This window comes from Faecalibacterium sp. Marseille-Q4896 (assembly GCF_017377615.1).
GTDB classification, from domain to species: Bacteria; Bacillota; Clostridia; order Oscillospirales; family Ruminococcaceae; genus Faecalibacterium; species Faecalibacterium taiwanense.
The window spans coordinates 368,883-385,467 of record NZ_JAFREG010000002.1; the positions used below are offsets into that span (position 1 = coordinate 368,883).

Here is a 16,585-nt window from a genome sequence, read left to right on the forward strand (position 1 = left end):
TATACCATATCATTCCCTAGTATGTCAATATGAATACTGGATTTTCGTGATTCAGTCACCTTTTTTGCCCTTTCCGGTCAGTTTTCCCAGTACCACCTTCCACTTGGGGTAGCCCCAGCGCTTATCCTCGGCAAAATCGTCCGCCAGCTTCCACGGAAAATTGCTGCCGTCAAAGTAAAGATTGCCCGCCTCGTCCACGCGGTCCAGCTTTTTGGGCAGATACGCCTCGTCGTAGTAGCTCTTGCGGCGGTCGGGCAGCACCCAGTGCAGGGTGCCGTCCTCGTCCATGCCGGATGCCCATACGCCGAACACGAAGGTTGCGGCTTCGCCGTAGCAGTGCTGCTCAAAGCGGATGGCACCATCGTAATAGAACTTGATGACCTCCAGCGTGCCGGATTCCTTTTTGCCGTCGCGGCCCAAGGTAGGGCGGTAGTCCTGCTGGTAGCGGCAGCCGCAGTGACTGCCGGCAAAATCTTTTGCGTGGAACGACATGGAGTTATCCTTCTTTCTTTTTAAAAATGCCCTTCAAAGTCGCCCTCGATCTCATAGGGCCAGCTCAGGATGCCGCCCAGATCGTACAGGCGGGTGTAGCCAAGGCTTTCCAGCTTGCGCACGGCATCGGCACTGCGGCGGCCGGTGCGGCAGTAGACCAGCCATACAGCGTTCTTATCCGGCAGCACCTCAGCCGCACGGCTCAGCACCTGACCCAGCGGCAGCAGCTTTGCGCCGGGGATGTGGCCCACGGCAAACTCGTCCGGCTCCCGGACATCTACAGCAGCCGCCTCGTGTGCATCCAGCAGACGGATGGCATCGGCAGCCGTGATCTTCTCACTCATACTCTCACTCCTTATAGTATCCTTTTATCCATCCTATGATAACAGACCTTTTTTGTTTGCACAAGAGGATACCTTTGCAAAATCCGAGCAACGTGCTATACTATAGGAAGCAATAAGGAGAGGATCGCCATGAAATTTTCGACCAAAAGCCGTTATGCCCTGCGCCTGATGGCCGAGCTGGCACGTTATGCGCCGGGCACCACCGTGAGCCTGAAGGAGATCAGTGAGCGGCAGAACCTGAGCCTGAAATATTTGGAGCAGATCGTGACCCCGCTGGCCCGTGTGGGCCTTGTAAAAAGCGAGCGCGGCAGTCAGGGCGGCTACCGCCTGACCAAAGCCCCTGCCGACTACACCGCCGGCGAGATCCTGCGCGCCATTGAGGGCAGCGTGGCACCCATTCCCTGCCTTGGCAGCGAGACCAACGAGTGCCCCATGTGGGAGCAGTGCTTCACCCTGCCCTTCTGGACCGGCCTTGATGAGGTGATCAACCAGTATATCGACAGCGTAACGCTGGAACAGCTTTCCAGCCAGCTGCCTGCATCCGATAAAAAAGAAGGCTGTTGCAGCTGCGGCACGAAAAATGCCTGAATCTTGAAAGAAATGCTTGACATTCGCCTTTGCATCGGCTATAATAACAAAGCATTCAGCGAATGCCTATAGGGGTATAGCTCAGCTGGTAGAGCAGCGGTCTCCAAAACCGCGTGCCGTGAGTTCGAAACTTACTACCCCTGCCATAAACGCACAGGTTCTTCGGAGCCTGTGCGTTTTGTTTTTGTACTCAAAGCAATCCACACTCCGTCAGCCCGCTTTTGCAGTCATACAACAAAAAAACACCCCGAAGTCCTAAGGCTTCGAGGTGTCTGCTGTGGAGCTGCTATCCAGATTCGAACTGGAGACCTCATCCTTACCAAGGATGCGCTCTACCAACTGAGCTATAGCAGCAAATGGCGACCCGGATCGGGCTCGAACCGACGACCCCCAGCGTGACAGGCTGGTGCTCTAACCAACTGAGCTACCGGGCCATGATCGCTCAAGTTTCGCGCGGCGCTTACCGCCGGAACGTGCTTTATTATATCGAAAAAGCGTCCGCTTGTCAAGCATGAATTTACGAAAAACGCAAAAAAGCCTGAAAGAGCAGTTCAAAGCCCGCTCTGCCCTGTTCCGGACCCGCACAGCAGAAACGATCTACACAAAGAAAAACGCCCCGAAATCTTTCGACTTCAGGGCATCTGAGCTGGAGCTGCTATCCAGATTCGAACTGGAGACCTCATCCTTACCAAGGATGCGCTCTACCAACTGAGCTATAGCAGCGCAATCACAGCTCAGTTATAATACCACAGTTTCCACCGTTTGGCAAGAGGTTTTTGCAAAAAAATCTGGATTTTTGCAAAAAAGTCGTTTTTTACGAAAAAACTCCCCCAGTCTGCTTACGCAGACAGCCCCCTCGGAGATGGGGCCTTTGGCAGTACGGACAACTTTCCGGTTTTGCCAAGGGCTCCCTCTCTGAGGGAGCTGGCATCGCGCAGCGATGACTGAAGGAGTCTTACTTTATCACTCGATCAGGCCGTTCAGCAGGGACAGGCACTTGCGGCTGTGCAGCTTGCGGATCGCCTTTGCCTCGATCTGGCGCACACGCTCACGGGTAACGCCAAAGTCACGGCCAACCTCTTCCAGCGTACGGGGACGGCCATCGTCCAGACCAAAGCGCAGGCGGATGACCTTCTCTTCACGAGGGGTCAGGCTCTTGAGAGCCAGATTGATCTGCTGTGCCACCATGGCGCGGTCTGCGGCCTTGCCGGGGGCTTCGGCGTTTTCGTCTGCGACGAAATCGCCCAGAGAGGAATCTTCTTCCTCACCCACGGGGCTTTCCAGACTTGCCGGCTCCTGTGCCATGCGCTGGATCTCGCGCACACGCTCCACGCTCATATCCATAGCCTTTGCCAACTCTTCCGGGGTCGGCTCGTGGCCGTTCTGGTACACCAGCTGGTTGGTGGCCTGACGCATCCGGTTGATGGTCTCCACCATGTGCACCGGAATGCGGATGGTACGGGCCTGATCCGCAATGGCACGGGTGATGGCCTGACGGATCCACCAGGTTGCATAGGTGGAGAAGCGGAAGCCGCGGTCACAGTCGAACTTCTCGGCAGCCTTGATCAGGCCGATGTTGCCCTCCTGGATCAGATCCAGGAATGCCAGATTGTGGCCCACATGCTTTTTGGCAATGGACACCACCAGACGCAGGTTCGCTTCGCTCAGGCTGCGGCGGGCGTTCAGGCCATCGCGGCGGGTCTTGAGCAGCTCAGCGCGCTTTTCGTCGCTCAGGGGGCCGTTCTCCACAGCCTCCATAGCTTCCTCTTCGGCAGCCTTTTCCTCGGCATCCTCGCTGGGCTTCTCGTTGCCCTCCTCGTCCAGATCTTCGGTATAGCTGCGGCTGTTCTCATCCTCTTCAAACGAGAAACGGGCGCTGTTCTTTTTGATGTACTCCGGCCCGCCGTACTTCTGGCGGTCGGCCTGCAGGATGTGCGCCGCCTCGGCACCGGCATGGATGCGGCGGCTCAGCTCCACCTCCTGCTCCGCGCTCAGAAGCGGGATCTGACCGATCTGCTTGAGGTAGTTCTTAACGGGGTCGTCCAGCAGTTCGTCCATGGCAGCCTTCAGGTCTGCAGGGTTCTCCTCGCTCTGCTCTTCCTCGTCCTCGCTGATGCCCATATCATCGTTGTTGTTCTCGGCATTCTCGACCTCGGCCATGATGCTGTCCACATCCAGCGTAGGCTCTGCATCCTCTTCCAGAACCTTGATGCCGCGTTCTTCCAGAAGGGTGTAGAGCGTTTCCTCATCCATTCTGCACTGTGCAGCCAGCGCCTTGGCCTCCTTGGCCGAAATGGTGCCTTCGCCTTTCGTCAACAGTTCCTTTAAAGTCATGCCCATTTTGCTCTCTCCTTCTTGCTCCGGGGATGCTCCCGCCGGGGGAAATCCTGTAATAAAGTGTTCCTGCGCATCAGATCACAAGTCCTCCGTTCACGCCGAACACCTGACCGGTGATGTAGCCCGCACCCTCGCCGGCAAGGAACACCAGCAGCTGCGCCACTTCGTCTGCGCTGCCAAGACGGCCCACAGGGGTCTCTTCGGCCAGCGCGGCCTTATCCTCGGCGGTGAATGCTGCCATCATATCGGTATCAATGACCCCGGGCGCAACACAGTTCACTGTGATGCCGCTTGGGCCTTCTTCTTTGGCCAAAGCCTTGGTCAGGCCGATCAGGCCTGCCTTTGCTGCAGAGTAATGCACCTCGCAGCTGCCGCCGGTCTGGCCCCACATGCTGCTCACGGTCAGGATGCGTCCGGCCTTGCGGCGGATCATACCCGGCAGCGCCAGCTGACACAGGTGGAACGCACCGGTCAGGTTCACGTCCAGCATATGCTGCCACTCTTCCGGGGTGATGTCGGTGAACAGCTTCTGCTGGGCGATGCCCGCATTGCTCACCAGCACATCCACACGGCCCAGTGCCTGTTCTGCGGTGCGGAACGCAAGCTCGCAGCTGGCACGGGACGCCACATCGCACTGCACGGCGGTGATGCCGGGCAGCTGTTTTTCCAGCTCTGCAGCGGCTTTGGCATTGCTGTGGTACAGCACTGCCACGCGGTAGCCCGCCGCATAGAACGCCCGGGCCGCAGCGGCACCAATGCCGCGGTCGCCGCCGGAGATCAGCACACAGCGGCCATTGGCTGCTGCCTGCACGGTAGGTGCAGGTGTTTTCTCTGGCTCTTCCTGCACAGGCTCCGGCATTTCCGGCTGCGGCGCAGGCTGGGGCTTTTCCAGCACCATCACCCGGGTGGGTTCGTCCACCACGGGTGCTGCCGCCTTTGGCTTTGGCGGTACGGGCGGCTCCTGTGCAGCCTGTTCCGGCTGCGGCTCCTCACCCGACAGATTGAACGTCAGTTCAAATTCATCTTCGTACAAGAGTATAGTCCTCCTGTCGTGATCTCTGCGCTGCAAAGGTATGCCGTGCAGGAGATGTCTGTGCGGCCCATCGCCGTCCGTTCAGCGTCCATTTCTTATCCGGTCAAAGTCCGGTGCTCGGCGCGGCAGACAGCTGCATAAGATGGGTTTCGACAAAACACCATTAAATAATATAGCACAATTTGCCGAAAAAAGAAAGTGGAAGCCGCCTACTTTTTCACGCAGCTTCCACTTTTTTACGGTTTCTTCATATTCCATGCCGGTCATACAGGCGGTTTCCACTTCGGCCGGGCCGCAAGCCGTGCCCGCAGATCCTTGAAAAACGCCTGCAGCAGCTCCTGTGCTTCCTCTGCGCGCAGCCCCTGCTCCACCACCGGGTGGTGGTTGAAGGGCATTGCAAACAGGTCGGTCACACTGCCGCAGCAGCCCGCCTTGGTGTCTGCCGCGCCGTATACCACCCGCCGGATGCGGCTGTTGATGATGGCCCCGGCGCACATGGGGCACGGCTCCAGCGTGACGAACAGCTCGCACTCCCACAGCCGCCAGCCGCCCAGCTTTTTGCAGGCGGCATCAATGGCCAGCAGCTCTGCATGATGCAGTGCGTTTTTTTCGGTCTCGCGGGTGTTGTGGGCGGCAGCTACCACCTCGCCGTTGCGGGCCACCACGGCCCCCACCGGCACCTCGCCCAGTGCAGCCGCCTTGCGGGCTTCTTCCAGCGCAAGGCCCATCAGTTCAGAATCGGTCATAGGTTCCCCTTTATCCTGCTGCAAAAACCAGCAGATTATTCAATGTATGCAAAAGCATCCCCGGCCATACCCTGCCGGTGCGTTCACGAAGTGCGCCCAGCACAAGGCCGCAGCCAAGCGCCCACGCCATGCCCGCCGGGGTGCCGTGCTGCACCGCAAACAGTACCGCCTGCAGCGCCGCGGCCTGCCATCTGCCCAAGGGCTGCGCCAGCTGCTGGATGGCCCCGCGGAACACCAGTTCCTCCACGACAGGTGCAGCGATGCAGTGGTGCACAAAACTCAGCGCCCGCACATCCCACGCCGGGGCAGGCAAAAATGCCAGCGCTTTGCCTGCCAGCAGGTAGGTCAGTGCGCAGCCGAACGCAGCCAGCAGCGCCCTTGTTTTTGCCTTTTGCTCCATGGCCTGCCCTCCCTGCCGTGCGGTTCTCAGCGCCTATCTTATCATAAGCAGCGGCTTTTACGCAAGTATTTTGCGCTGGAACGAAGCAATTTTCGCTCAGGTAATTGACTTTTCCCTGTGGATTCTGGTATAATGTTTCCCGACGTTTTATTATAAAGCGTCGGGAAACATGACTTGAATTTGTTTTTACCGGAAATCCGGAGGTATTTTATGATCCGTATTCTCACCGATTCTGCGTCCGACATCCTGCCCGCCGAAGCCGAGCAGCTGGGCGTGACCGTGATCCCTCTGAACGTGACGCTGGAGGATGGCAGCATCCTGCGGGATGGCATCGACATGACCCCCACCGAGTACTATGCCCATCTGGCCAGCTGCCGCAAGCTTCCCACCACCAGCCAGCCCAGCCCGGAGCTGTTCGAGAAGTTCTATCTGGAAGCCGCTGCCGCCGGGGACGAAGTGCTGGGCATCTTCCTGTCCCACGAGCTGTCCGGCACATGGCAGTGCGCAAAGCTGGCCGCAGACCTCGCCAATGTAGACAACGTGCTGTTTGTGGACAGTGCCACCGTGTGTCTGGGCGAATCGCTGCTGGTGCGTCTGGCCGTGCAGCTGCGTGACGCAGGCAAGACGCTGGTGCAGATCGCCACCGATCTGGAGCACGCCAAGGAGCATCTGCATCTGGTTGCCGCAATCGACGATCTGAAGTATCTGCGCAAGGGCGGCCGTCTGCCTGCCGCTGTGGCCGTCGCGGGCGGGATGCTGGGCATCAAGCCCCTCATCACCATCAAGGACGGTAAGGTAGCCATGGCCGGTAAGGCCCGCGGCCTGCCCGGTGCCTATGTGGCCCTGTTCAAGAAGATCGAAGAGCTGGGCGGCATCAGCCCGGACTTTGCCGCTGTTGCCGGTTATTCTTCCAGCCTGCGGGAAGTGCAGCCCATCGAGAACTACTTCCGTGAAAATCTGCACATGGGCGAACCGCTGGTGCGCCAGATCGGCTGCGTTATCGGCACCCACGCAGGCCCCGGTGCATTTGGTCTGGCATTCTTTGACAAAGGGCTGGTGCTGGAATAAGCGACCACCGAAAAAAGATCATCCGAGCAAAGTCGGGCAGCCTGCGGGCTGCCCGGCTTTTTTTTGCAGCGGGAAACGGGCGCAAACTCCCTCAGTCAAAACCTGACGGTTTTGCCAGCTTCCTCGGAGAGGGAGCCTCTGGCGCGCCCGGCGCTCACAGCACTGCGTCCGAGATGAGCTTGCCCAACAGCAGCACCAACACCACCAGCATCATGGGACGGATAAAGCGCGCACCCTTTTTCAGGGCGAAATGGGACCCCAGCAGGTTGCCCAGAATGTTGCTGACGGCGCAGGGGATGCCGATGTGGAACACCACCAGACCGTTCATCAGATAGGTGAACAGGCTGGCGTAGTTACTGGCAAGATTCAGCACCTTGCCGTTGCCGTTGGCGGTGCGCAAGTCAAAGCCCATCAGGGTGGTAAAGGCAATGATGGCAAAGGTGCCGGTGCCCGGGCCCACGATGCCGTCGTACAGTCCGATGCCCAAGCCGATGCCCAGCGCCAGCAGGATCTTTTTCAGGTTCAGGGTGCCGTCGTCCCGGTTCTGGTCCGGCAGGTCGCGCTGCCACAAAATGACCACCGCCGCCACTGGCAGGATGAGGAACATCATGGTGCGCAGCAGCTCATCGCTGAGCAGCAGCACGATATGTGCCCCCAGTGCACTGCCCGCAAAGCTGCCAATGGCTGCAAGGATGCCCACCTTCAGGTTCATTGCACCGTTTTTGAAAAAGTTGACTGTGGCAAAAGTGGTGCCGCAGGCGGCGCTGAATTTGTTGGTAGCATAGGTGTAGTGGGGCGGAAGCCCGGCAAACAGATAGGCCGGCAGGCTGATAAGACCGCCGCCTCCGGCTGCCGAATCCACAAAGCCTGCAAAGCCCGTCATCAGAACGAGAAACGCCATCATCCATGGCGAGAGCGTGATACCCATTGTTATAATTCCTTTTATTTTTCCAATTTTGTTCTTTGGGAGAACGTGCGTCTCAGGACAGGGACAGTCGGCCCTCACAGGCCAGCACCTGATCCAGGATCATCCGCGAGACGCGGGCACCGTACACCATGGCGGGGTGTTCATTGTACTCGATGATATCGTGAAAATCCTTGTTCATCAGCACGATGACATACTCGCCGTAGGGGGTGTGGACAATGCCGCCGTCGTTGCGGCAGGCGTTCATGCTGCCGCTCTTGCTGGCCACCCAGATCAGCTCCGGCGCGCCGGTCTCCTCGCAGTCCAGATAGTACTGGGGAAAATCGTGGGTCAGCATGGTGTTGTAGTGCTGCTGGCGCAGGATGGAAAGCATCTCCGCGCTGGCTTCCCGGCTGACCAGCTCCCCTTTTGCAATGCGGGCGAACAGCGCCGCGTAGTCGCGCGGCGTGGTGGTGCCAAGCCGGCGGTAGCGGTCAAAGTGCAGCGGATTGTGCAGCACAGTATGCGCAAAGCCCAGCTCCCGGATGCAGGCGTTGATGGTATCCAGTCCCAGATAGTCGATAATCATATTGGTGGCGATGTTGTCCGAGCAAATAATCATCATGGTGGCGGTGTCCTTCACCTTGAGCTTTGCGCCCACGCCCAGCGCGCGCAGCATACCGCTGCCGTCCACGAACTGGCTCTGCTCATAGGTGATCTCTTCGGCAAGGTCTGCTTTGCCGCGCTGCGCCTGCAAATACAATGCAGCGAGAATGAACGCCTTGATGGTGGATGCCGTCTCAAATTCTTCGTCCGCGCCCACCTCCACGGTATGGCCCTGCAGGTCGTCCACGAACACGCTCATTTTGCCCTGATAGCAGTACAGCTCCGCAGCAATGCGTTTTTCCAGCGTCATGTTTTTATCCATATCGGCATATTCTCCGTTGTTATTACAGGTTCTCCTCAAAAAAGCGCATGGCATTGCGGTAGTAGATGCCTTCCACCTCGTCCTCGGTAAAGCCCTCTTTGCGCAGGGCATCCGCCAGCAGCGGCAGGAAGGCAGCATTTTCCAGCTGGTGAGGGCCATCGATGCCATCAAAATCGCTGCCAAGGGCAATCATCTGCGCACCGCCTACCTGCTTATAGTGGGCTGCATGCTTTGCGATCATCTCCACCGTGCTGCGGCAGTTTTCCGGGTGGGTGGGGTCGGTGTCCAGAAAGGGCGCATAGTAGTTCAGGCCCGCAATGCCGCCGCGCTCCGAAAGGGCGCGGATCATCTCATCGGTCAGGTTGCGGGTGTGGGGTGCCAGTGCGCGGCAGTTGGAGTGGCTGGCCGCAAAAGGCCGGGTGCCGTGCTCCACGATATCCCAGAAGCCCTTGTCCGAAAGGTGGCTCACATCCACGATCATGTGCATCCGTTCCATCTCGGCCAGAAATTCAAAGCCCTTCCCGGTCAGGCCCTTTTCGGTCTGGGGCACCAGCACCCCGCCGGGGTTCCGCTGCGGGCTTGCCAGCTCGTTTTCGTGGTTCCATGTCAGGGTCATCATGCGCACGCCCAGCTCATACATCCGGCGCAGCACCCCCACGCTGCCCTTGCAGCAGGCGCCTTCCTCGATGGTGAGCATCCCGCTGATCTTTCCCGCCGCAGCATTCCGGCGGATGTCCGCCGCCGTGTACACCGGAGCAATTTTTTCCGGGTATGCCGCCATGATGCGCTTGAACTGGTCGATCTCTTCCAGCGCTGTCACCAGCGGGTCCGCTCCGGGCGTTTTGTCACCCAGATTGACGAATGCTGCAAAGCACTGCAGCAGATAGTCGCCTTTCTGTAATTTTTCAAGGTCGATATGCAGATCGTTCTGCGCGAAGCTCTTGGGCCGGCCCGCATGTTCGGCTTTGCGCAGCTCGCTGAGGGTATCGCAGTGCAGATCCCAGACTTTCATGATGTTTTCTCCTCTTTATTCCTCTTGCAGCAGCTGCAGCAATTCCTCTGGTTTCATGGACAGGATTGCTCCGTCTGCCGAGCCGGTGACCGTCTCGGCAAGGTCCTGCTTTGCCTGCTGCAGCTCCACGATCTTTTCTTCAATGGTGTCCTGCGCAATGAGCTTGTACACCTGCACCGGATTGCGCTGGCCGATGCGGTAGGCGCGGTCGGTGGCCTGATTCTGCGCAGCCACGTTCCACCACGGGTCGTAGTGGATGACGATATCTGCCGCCGTCAGGTTCAGGCCGGTGCCGCCCGCCCGCAGCGAGATGAGGAATACATCCGCTTCGCCGCTGTTGAACCGGCGCACAAGCTCTGCACGCACCGGCTTTGGGGTGGAGCCCTGCAGGGTAAAGTGGCTCACGCCCGCTTCGTCCAGCCGTTTTGCCAGCAGTTCCAGCATGGAGGTGAACTGGCTGAACAGCAGGATGCGGTGTCCGCCCTCCACAGCAGCCGTCACCAGCTCCATGCAGGCATCCAGCTTGGCACTGCCGCCGTCCCAGTTGTCTGCCACAAGGCGCGGGTCGCAGCAGATCTCCCGCAGGCGCATGAGCACTGCGAACACCGCCATTTTATCCTCCGGCTTTGCAGCGCGCAGCTTTTCCCGCGCGTCCACCACAGCGGCAAGGTAGAGCTTGCGTTGCTGCTCGTCCAGCTCGATACGGTGGAGATTCTCGGTCTTGGGGGGCAGCTCTTTGAGCACCTCGGACTTCATGCGCCGCAGGATGAACGGCCCGGTGAGTTGGTTCAAACGGCGCAGTGCGTCTTTGTCGTCCTCCTGCACGATAGGCTTTTCAAACCGGGCGCAGAAGGTCTTGTAGGGTGGCAGATACCCCGGCATCAGGAAGGAGAAGATGCTCCACAATTCGCCCAAGCGGTTCTCCACCGGGGTACCGGTAAGGGCAAACCGCACTTTGCTGTTCACCCCGCACACCGCCTTGTACTTTTGGGTCGTGTGGTTCTTGATGGCCTGCGCTTCGTCCAGAATGCAGGCGTAGAATTGCTGCCCGCTGTAAAGCTCCTCGTCCCGGCGCATCAGGTCATAGCTGGTCACCACAAGGTCGGCTTCCGCCCACTGCTTTGCCAGCTCTGCCCGGTGAGCAGCGTCACCGTCCACAGCCACGCAGGAAAGCTGCGGCGTGAACTTCTGGCATTCCTCCTGCCAGTTGAGCACCAGCGATGCCGGGCAGACGATGAGGCTGGGCAGGCGCTGGCCGCTTTCCTTCATGGCCAGCAGGTAGCTGAGCACCTGCACGGTCTTGCCAAGGCCCATATCGTCGGCCAGAATGCCGCCCATGCCGTAGCCGTCCAGCGTGCGCAGCCAGCGGTAGCCATCCCGCTGGTACTTGCGCAGCACATTGTGCAGGCTTTCCGGCGGAGTATACTCGCTGTCCTTCACGGCGTGAAAGCTGCGGCTGATGCGGCGGAACGCATCGTCGCGGTTGAAACGCAGGCCGTTCTGGCCCGAGAGTGCCCAGTCGAGACTGGGTGCACGGTAGAGCGGCAGCTCGGCGTGGCCGCTCTTGAGCTTGGCCCCGGAAAGTTCCAGTGTATCGTTCAGTTCGTCCAGTCCTTCCAGACTGTCGTCCAGCCGCAGCAGACGGCCGTCCCGCAGGCGGTGGTAGCGCTTTTTCTGGTGCAGGGAGCGCAGCAGGTCTTTCAGCTCTGCCACCGGGAACTCGCCGGTATCCACTTCCAGATCCAGCACACTGCCGTGCACCGAAACGCCCACCGTGATGCGAGGCGGCGCGGCCTGCAGGCTGCGGAAGGCATCCGTCAGGTATACTTCACCCTCGGCCAGCAGGGCCGGCACGCCCTCCTCCAACATGCGGTAGATCTCGTCCTCGTCAGCGGTGCCGTACACTTCCTCTCTGCCGCCCACACCGGGCTGCAGATAAGAGGCCAGCAGCCGCTTTGCCCGGCTCTCGGCGCGCACATCCCGCAAAAGCCCTGCCGGAGACGGCACGAACGGCGTGACCTTATCCTCCCCGTACAAAAACTCCGCGTGTGCTTCGATGCGGAAGCTGTCCGGTGCGTCCAGATAGAACTGCACCACCGGTTCCAGCGGGATCTGGTTCAGCAGCAGACGTTCCGGGTCCACGATGTTCAGCTTGCTGCCCAGCTCCGGCAGCACATAGCTGCAAAAGGCCGTGGCATCTGCGCTGGTAAAGAACAGGCTTTTGCCGCCCAGCGCCTGCAATGCGGGCAGGATGCGGGTGCACCCGGGCCGCTGCAGCCGCCAGAGCGTATCCTCGCTGAACAGGTAATCATAGTCAAGGCCCTGCACAGCGGAAAGTGCGGGTTCGCCTTCCACCTGCACACCGCCGCGGCGGCGCTCCACGGTCATGGTAATGACGGGCAGACCTTCCCGCAGCTCGTACCCGCCCAAAAAACCGGTATGCTCGTACAGCTGCACAAGGTCATCAAAGATCTCGCCGGTCAGGATCATGCCTCCCGCCGGGCCTTGTTCGGCCCCGCCGTACACCCGCACGGCGGCTTTGTCCATGCTCTGCCTTGCGTTCACCTGACGGCGCAGCAGCTGCAAAAGCGCACGGGACTCTTCATCAAAGGCATCCCACCGGTGCACAAAAGCCAGTGCCTTGCCGTAGCTGACGCTTTTGCCCATCTCGACGGCTTCCATCAGGTTCGGGATGCTTTTTACCACATACTGCCGCCCGCCGTCCGAGATGCGCAGCCGCAGCCATGGCTGTGCGCCGGGCACGAGGGTCAGCTCCGGTTCCAGATGGGCAAAGCCGGTGCGCTGGGCGGTCTCGTCCACGCCAAGGTTTTCAAGGGCTGCTTCCTTGTAGGTATCCAGCAGCCTGCGGGCCTCGTGATCCGACACCGGCGTTTCGCCGTGCCACTTTTTGCCAAACAGCATTTCCAGCCCGGAGGCATAGCTGTCCCGCCGGGCCGGTTCCGGGGCAAGGCCCGCCGCGCCGCGCACAACACCGGGAATCGCATCCGGCTTTGCCGCCGGTGCAGGGGCATTCTTTTCGGCATCGTCCAGCAGCAATGCGCCGATATGCTTGCAGTAGGTGCCCTCGCCGTTCTGGTTATACGGGCAGCTGCAGGACGCACTGACAAAGCTGCCGTTCTCCCGCAGCCATGCCTGCGTATAGTAATAGCTGCCGCCGCTGCCCTGTACCATGGCCGAAATATGCCGCACGCCGTCCTCGTTCACGGTGCAGGTGCTCTGCTGGATGCGCTTGCGGTATTTCTTAGCCCGCTCAAAAATGTTATCGCCCAAAAGCGTGCGGATCTCGTCTGCATCCATGGCTGTTTCCTCCCGGTTTGGCTGTAAAACCTTCTTATCTTATAAGAATACCGCACCCGCACCCCGGATGCAAGAGGGATCTGCCGCCCAATTTCCATACAAAAAAATCCCGCTCCTTTTCAGGAACGGGATCATTTTACGATCTTGGAATGCTGCGGGGATCACTTGACAGTCTTGCCAAGCTCAGCATCCGTCTCAATGGCGCGCTCACGGATCTTTTCCAGCGTCTGCTCACTGAGGATATGCTCTGCCTTGCAGGCATCTTCGGCGGCGGTCTTTTCGTCCACGCCCAGCTGCATAAAGAAGTGGGTCAGCAGACGGTGACGGCTATAGATGCGCTCCGCGATCTCGCGGCCCGGTGCCAGCAGGGTCAGGTTGCCCTCGCCGTCCACCGCGATATAGCCGTTCTCGCGCAGCTTCTTCATGGCAATGCTGACGCTGGCTTTGGTAAAGCCCAGCTCATTGACAACGTCAATGGAGCGCACTTTGCCCATACGCTGACTCAGCATCAGGATCGTTTCAAGATAATCTTCTGCGGATTGGTGGATCTGCATGGTATGTTTGCCTCCTGTCTGTGCCGGGATGCAAAGCACCACGGTTTCATATAGTACAAGATATCACACTTTTTGCCGATGTGCAAGCAATTCGCGGAAGTTTGTTAAAACAAACCAAATTTATCCTGCGCAAATCTGCTGTTTTGCCGGTTTTTAGTCGGCCGCGTTTTGTGCAAAGGCGATAAATTATTTTGCTTCCAGATATGCCGCCGGGCCGGACTGGTACAGGTCGCCGCCGTGGGCATCCAGGATCACCGTCAGCGGCATATCCTTCACAGTCAGGCGGCGCACGGCTTCACAGCCAAGGTCCGGCCATGCGATCACTTCCAGCGTCTGCACACTTTTTGCCATCAGCGCACCGGCCCCGCCAAGCGCTGCCAGATACACAGCCCCGTTGCGCACCACAGCAGCCTTTACAGTATCGTCCCGCTTGCCCTTGCCGATCATGATCTTATTGCCAAGGTCCAGCAGGCGCGGGCTCATGGCATCCATGCGGCCGCTGGTGGTGGGGCCCGCCGAGCCGATCACCTGGCCCGGGCGTTCCGGCGTGGGGCCAACGTAGTAGATGGCGCTGCCGGTCAGATCAAAGGGCAGCGGTTCGCCTTTTTCCAGCGCTTCGGTCATGCGCTTGTGAGCCTGATCCCGGGCGGTGTACACCACACCGGAAAGTAGCACGGTGTCGCCCGCCTTGAGCGGGGCAAGGTCCTCGGCCGTGCAGGGAGTCGTCAGTCTGTATTCCATCTTTGCCCCTCCTTACAGTTCCGCGCTTGCACGGCGGGTCACATGGCAGGAAACATTCACCGCCGCAGGCAGGCCCGCCACATGGGTAGGCATCTGCTCAATGGCAAGGCCCAGACAGGTGGTCCTGCCGCCAAAGCCCTGCGGGCCGATGCCCAGCTCGTTGATGGCGGCAAGCAGCTCCTGCTCCAGCTGTGCGTAATAGGGGTCCGGGTTTGGCACATCCAGCGGACGCAGCAGGGCCTTCTTTGCCAGATACGCCACCTTGTCAAAGCTGCCGCCCACGCCGATGCCCAGCACGATGGGCGGGCAGGGGTTGGAGCCTGCCAGCTTCACCGTGTCCAGCACGAACTTTTTGAAGCCCTCCACGCCGTCGGCGGGCTTGAGCATTTTGATCTGGCTCATGTTCTCGCTGCCAAAGCCCTTGGGTGCCACCGTGATGCGGCAGCCCTCGCCATCCACCAGATGCACTGTGATGGCCGCCGGGGTGTTGTCGCCGGTATTGCCCCGGCGCAAAGGGTCTGCCACGATGCTCTTGCGCAGGTAGCCGTCGGTGTAACCCCGGCGCACACCCTCATGGATGGCAGCTTCAAAGCTGCCGTCAATGTGCACATCGGTGCCAAGCTCCACAAACACGCAGGCCATGCCGGTATCCTGACAGATGGGCAGGTTTTCTTCTTTTGCGGCGGAAAGGTTCGACCACAAAAGGTCGAGAGTGCTCTTTGCCAGCGGCCACGGCTCTTCCTGCCGGGCCTTGTCCAGCGCCGCCTGCACGTCCTGCGGCAGGCGGGTGTTGGCTTCGATGCACAGCCGTGCAACGGTATCCGTGATCTCCTGTGCGGAAATGGTTCTCATAAACGCTTCCTCCGCTTACAGACGGGCAACGCCGGTCTCGCGGGCAGCCTTTGCCACGGCATTTGCCACAGCTTCGGCCACGCGGGGGTCGAACGCGCCGGGGATGATGTTCTCCTCGCTGCGGTCGGCATCGGTGATGAGGTCGGCGATGGCGTAGGCGGCGGCCAGCTTCATCTCATTGTTGATGTCACGGGCGCGGACGCTCAGTGCGCCCTTGAACAGGCCGGGGAAGCACAGCACGTTGTTCACCTGATTGGGGAAGTCGCTGCGGCCGGTGGCCATCACCCGCACGCCGCCGGCCTTGGCCTCGTCCGGCATGATCTCCGGGGTGGGGTTGGCCATGGCAAAAACGATGGCATCCTTGTTCATGGTCCTGCACAGCTCCGTGGTCAGGATGCCGGGCTTGGAAACGCCGATGAACACATCGGCACCTTCCAGTGCTTCCTTCAGGCCGCCCTTGACCTGACGGGGATTGGTCACCTCACCCAGCCAGTTCTTGTGGGCTTCGGCGCTGTTGCAGCCCTTGTACAGGGTGCCGAACTGGTCCACTGCAATGATGTCCTTTGCACCGGCGGTCATGAGCATCTTGATGATGGCAGTACCGGCAGCACCGGGGCCGTTCAGCACGATGTGCACATCTTCCATCTTCTTGCCCACCACACGCAGGGCGTTGATGAGGGCAGCAGTAACGACGATAGCAGTGCCGTGCTGGTCATCGTGGAACACAGGGATGTCCAGCTCACGCTCCAGTGTTTCTTCGATCTCAAAGCACTCGGGGCTCTTGATGTCCTCCAGATTGATGCCGCCAAAGGTGGGCGCAATGGCCTTGCAGGCAGCAATGACGCTGGCAGCGTCGTGGGCATCGATGCAGATGGGGAAGGCATCCACGCCGCCGAACTCCTTGAACAGCACCGCCTTGCCCTCCATGACCGGCAGACCGGCTTCCGGGCCGATATCGCCCAAGCCCAGCACAGCCGTGCCGTTGGAAACGACAGCCACCATGTTGCCCTTGAAGGTGTACTTATACACGTCGTCGGGGTTTTCCTTGATCTTGCGGCAGGGTTCGGCCACACCGGGAGTGTAGGCGGTGGACAGGTCATCGCGGGTGGCGACCTCCACCTTGCTTACGATGCCCACCTTGCCCTTGTGGGTCTCGTGCATTTCCAGAGCAGCTTTATTGTAATCCATTTGAATTTCCTCCAATATCTTACCTTCCTCGCCCTCTCCATTGCACAGCGATGACGGAAGGAGGAACTCCTCCAGTCTCG

17 protein-coding genes and 4 tRNA genes are annotated in these 16,585 nt (G+C 59.7%); 3 read left to right on the forward strand and 18 right to left on the reverse strand.

Features of this window, described 5'->3' with window-relative positions; genetic code table 11:
* Positions 1–51 precede the first annotated feature (51 nt).
* Both J3348_RS05605 and J3348_RS05610 read right to left on the reverse strand, forming a co-directional pair.
* Complete coding sequence (locus J3348_RS05605; RefSeq protein WP_097774420.1) at positions 52–492, reverse strand: hypothetical protein; 441 nt, start codon at positions 490–492, stop codon at positions 52–54.
* Positions 493–512: 20 nt separating this feature from the next.
* The gene (locus J3348_RS05610; protein WP_005937868.1) at positions 513–836 is read right to left on the reverse strand and encodes a rhodanese-like domain-containing protein; all 324 of its coding nucleotides are present in this window, start codon (positions 834–836) and stop codon (positions 513–515) included.
* Between the two features lie 129 nt (positions 837–965).
* Here J3348_RS05610 and J3348_RS05615 point away from each other — a divergent pair, with 129 nt between their 5' ends.
* Together J3348_RS05615 and J3348_RS05620 are read left to right on the forward strand one after the other, a co-directional pair.
* The gene (locus tag J3348_RS05615) at positions 966–1,424 is read left to right on the forward strand and encodes an Rrf2 family transcriptional regulator (protein WP_005937871.1); all 459 of its coding nucleotides are present in this window, start codon (positions 966–968) and stop codon (positions 1,422–1,424) included.
* Between the two features lie 70 nt (positions 1,425–1,494).
* A tRNA-Trp gene (locus tag J3348_RS05620) sits at positions 1,495–1,570 on the forward strand.
* 132 nt (positions 1,571–1,702) lie between these two features.
* Here J3348_RS05620 and J3348_RS05625 read toward each other — a convergent pair.
* The 8 genes from J3348_RS05625 to J3348_RS05660 all read right to left on the reverse strand — a co-directional run bounded on the left by J3348_RS05625 (position 1,703) and on the right by J3348_RS05660 (position 5,940).
* Positions 1,703–1,778, reverse strand: a tRNA-Thr gene (locus J3348_RS05625).
* Between the two features lie 3 nt (positions 1,779–1,781).
* A tRNA-Asp gene (locus J3348_RS05630) sits at positions 1,782–1,858 on the reverse strand.
* 213 nt (positions 1,859–2,071) lie between these two features.
* Positions 2,072–2,147 (reverse strand) — tRNA-Thr (locus tag J3348_RS05635).
* A 240-nt stretch (positions 2,148–2,387) separates the two neighbouring features.
* A complete protein-coding gene (locus J3348_RS05640) occupies positions 2,388–3,764 on the reverse strand; it encodes a sigma-70 family RNA polymerase sigma factor (RefSeq protein WP_005937878.1) in 1,377 nt (458 codons plus the stop codon).
* Between the two features lie 70 nt (positions 3,765–3,834).
* On the reverse strand, positions 3,835–4,794 hold the full coding sequence (gene fabG, locus J3348_RS05645) for a 3-oxoacyl-ACP reductase FabG (protein WP_173012890.1): 960 nt from the start codon (positions 4,792–4,794) through the stop codon (positions 3,835–3,837).
* 81 nt (positions 4,795–4,875) lie between these two features.
* A complete protein-coding gene (locus J3348_RS05650) occupies positions 4,876–5,061 on the reverse strand; it encodes a hypothetical protein (protein ID WP_143405584.1) in 186 nt (61 codons plus the stop codon).
* A complete protein-coding gene (locus tag J3348_RS05655) occupies positions 5,058–5,540 on the reverse strand; it encodes a nucleoside deaminase (RefSeq protein ID WP_005937887.1) in 483 nt (160 codons plus the stop codon). Before J3348_RS05655 ends, J3348_RS05650 begins: the two co-directional genes overlap by 4 nt.
* 10 nt (positions 5,541–5,550) lie before the next feature.
* Complete coding sequence (locus J3348_RS05660; protein WP_207698530.1) at positions 5,551–5,940, reverse strand: CPBP family intramembrane glutamic endopeptidase; 390 nt, start codon at positions 5,938–5,940, stop codon at positions 5,551–5,553.
* Between the two features lie 210 nt (positions 5,941–6,150).
* Between J3348_RS05660 and J3348_RS05665 the strand changes: the two genes are divergently transcribed.
* A complete protein-coding gene (locus J3348_RS05665) occupies positions 6,151–7,008 on the forward strand; it encodes a DegV family protein (protein WP_044953264.1) in 858 nt (285 codons plus the stop codon).
* A 154-nt stretch (positions 7,009–7,162) separates the two neighbouring features.
* On the opposite strand, the gene J3348_RS05670 is transcribed toward J3348_RS05665, so the two are convergent.
* The 8 genes from J3348_RS05670 to J3348_RS05705 all read right to left on the reverse strand — a co-directional run bounded on the left by J3348_RS05670 (position 7,163) and on the right by J3348_RS05705 (position 16,505).
* The gene (locus J3348_RS05670) at positions 7,163–7,936 is read right to left on the reverse strand and encodes a TSUP family transporter (protein ID WP_207698531.1); all 774 of its coding nucleotides are present in this window, start codon (positions 7,934–7,936) and stop codon (positions 7,163–7,165) included.
* A 52-nt stretch (positions 7,937–7,988) separates the two neighbouring features.
* Positions 7,989–8,840, reverse strand: coding sequence for a serine hydrolase (locus J3348_RS05675; RefSeq protein WP_120020870.1), 852 nt, complete (start codon positions 8,838–8,840; stop codon positions 7,989–7,991).
* A gap of 22 nt (positions 8,841–8,862) precedes the next feature.
* Entirely contained in the window at positions 8,863–9,852 is a 990-nt protein-coding gene (locus tag J3348_RS05680) for a dipeptidase (protein WP_207698532.1), read from the reverse strand.
* A gap of 15 nt (positions 9,853–9,867) precedes the next feature.
* A complete protein-coding gene (locus J3348_RS05685) occupies positions 9,868–13,170 on the reverse strand; it encodes a DEAD/DEAH box helicase (RefSeq protein ID WP_207698533.1) in 3,303 nt (1,100 codons plus the stop codon).
* A gap of 161 nt (positions 13,171–13,331) precedes the next feature.
* The gene (locus J3348_RS05690) at positions 13,332–13,724 is read right to left on the reverse strand and encodes a metal-dependent transcriptional regulator (protein WP_097774413.1); all 393 of its coding nucleotides are present in this window, start codon (positions 13,722–13,724) and stop codon (positions 13,332–13,334) included.
* Positions 13,725–13,910: 186 nt separating this feature from the next.
* Positions 13,911–14,465 carry a Fe-S-containing hydro-lyase gene (locus tag J3348_RS05695; RefSeq protein ID WP_207698534.1) on the reverse strand — a complete coding sequence of 185 codons (555 nt, stop codon included), beginning with the start codon at positions 14,463–14,465 and terminating at the stop codon, positions 13,911–13,913.
* Between the two features lie 12 nt (positions 14,466–14,477).
* Positions 14,478–15,317, reverse strand: coding sequence for a fumarate hydratase (locus J3348_RS05700; RefSeq protein WP_005937916.1), 840 nt, complete (start codon positions 15,315–15,317; stop codon positions 14,478–14,480).
* Positions 15,318–15,332: 15 nt separating this feature from the next.
* Positions 15,333–16,505: a malic enzyme-like NAD(P)-binding protein gene (locus J3348_RS05705; protein WP_207698535.1), complete on the reverse strand. Its 1,173-nt coding sequence runs from the start codon at positions 16,503–16,505 to the stop codon at positions 15,333–15,335.
* Positions 16,506–16,585: the final 80 nt, after the last annotated feature.

Excerpts from the sequence above, each read along its gene's own strand:
- J3348_RS05605 (WP_097774420.1), bottom strand. The coding sequence starts at position 492 with ATGTCGTTCCACGCAAAAGATTTTGCCGGCAGTCACTGCGGCTGCCGC.
- J3348_RS05610 (WP_005937868.1), bottom strand. The coding sequence starts at position 836 with ATGAGTGAGAAGATCACGGCTGCCGATGCCATCCGTCTGCTGGATGCA.
- J3348_RS05615 (WP_005937871.1), top strand. The coding sequence starts at position 966 with ATGAAATTTTCGACCAAAAGCCGTTATGCCCTGCGCCTGATGGCCGAG.
- J3348_RS05640 (WP_005937878.1), bottom strand. The coding sequence starts at position 3,764 with ATGGGCATGACTTTAAAGGAACTGTTGACGAAAGGCGAAGGCACCATT.
- J3348_RS05650 (WP_143405584.1), bottom strand. The coding sequence starts at position 5,061 with ATGACCGGCATGGAATATGAAGAAACCGTAAAAAAGTGGAAGCTGCGT.
- J3348_RS05655 (WP_005937887.1), bottom strand. The coding sequence starts at position 5,540 with ATGACCGATTCTGAACTGATGGGCCTTGCGCTGGAAGAAGCCCGCAAG.
- J3348_RS05660 (WP_207698530.1), bottom strand. The coding sequence starts at position 5,940 with ATGGAGCAAAAGGCAAAAACAAGGGCGCTGCTGGCTGCGTTCGGCTGC.
- J3348_RS05665 (WP_044953264.1), top strand. The coding sequence starts at position 6,151 with ATGATCCGTATTCTCACCGATTCTGCGTCCGACATCCTGCCCGCCGAA.
- J3348_RS05670 (WP_207698531.1), bottom strand. The coding sequence starts at position 7,936 with ATGGGTATCACGCTCTCGCCATGGATGATGGCGTTTCTCGTTCTGATG.
- J3348_RS05675 (WP_120020870.1), bottom strand. The coding sequence starts at position 8,840 with ATGGATAAAAACATGACGCTGGAAAAACGCATTGCTGCGGAGCTGTAC.
- J3348_RS05680 (WP_207698532.1), bottom strand. The coding sequence starts at position 9,852 with ATGAAAGTCTGGGATCTGCACTGCGATACCCTCAGCGAGCTGCGCAAA.
- J3348_RS05685 (WP_207698533.1), bottom strand. The coding sequence starts at position 13,170 with ATGGATGCAGACGAGATCCGCACGCTTTTGGGCGATAACATTTTTGAG.
- J3348_RS05690 (WP_097774413.1), bottom strand. The coding sequence starts at position 13,724 with ATGCAGATCCACCAATCCGCAGAAGATTATCTTGAAACGATCCTGATG.
- J3348_RS05695 (WP_207698534.1), bottom strand. The coding sequence starts at position 14,465 with ATGGAATACAGACTGACGACTCCCTGCACGGCCGAGGACCTTGCCCCG.
- J3348_RS05700 (WP_005937916.1), bottom strand. The coding sequence starts at position 15,317 with ATGAGAACCATTTCCGCACAGGAGATCACGGATACCGTTGCACGGCTG.
- J3348_RS05705 (WP_207698535.1), bottom strand. The coding sequence starts at position 16,505 with ATGGATTACAATAAAGCTGCTCTGGAAATGCACGAGACCCACAAGGGC.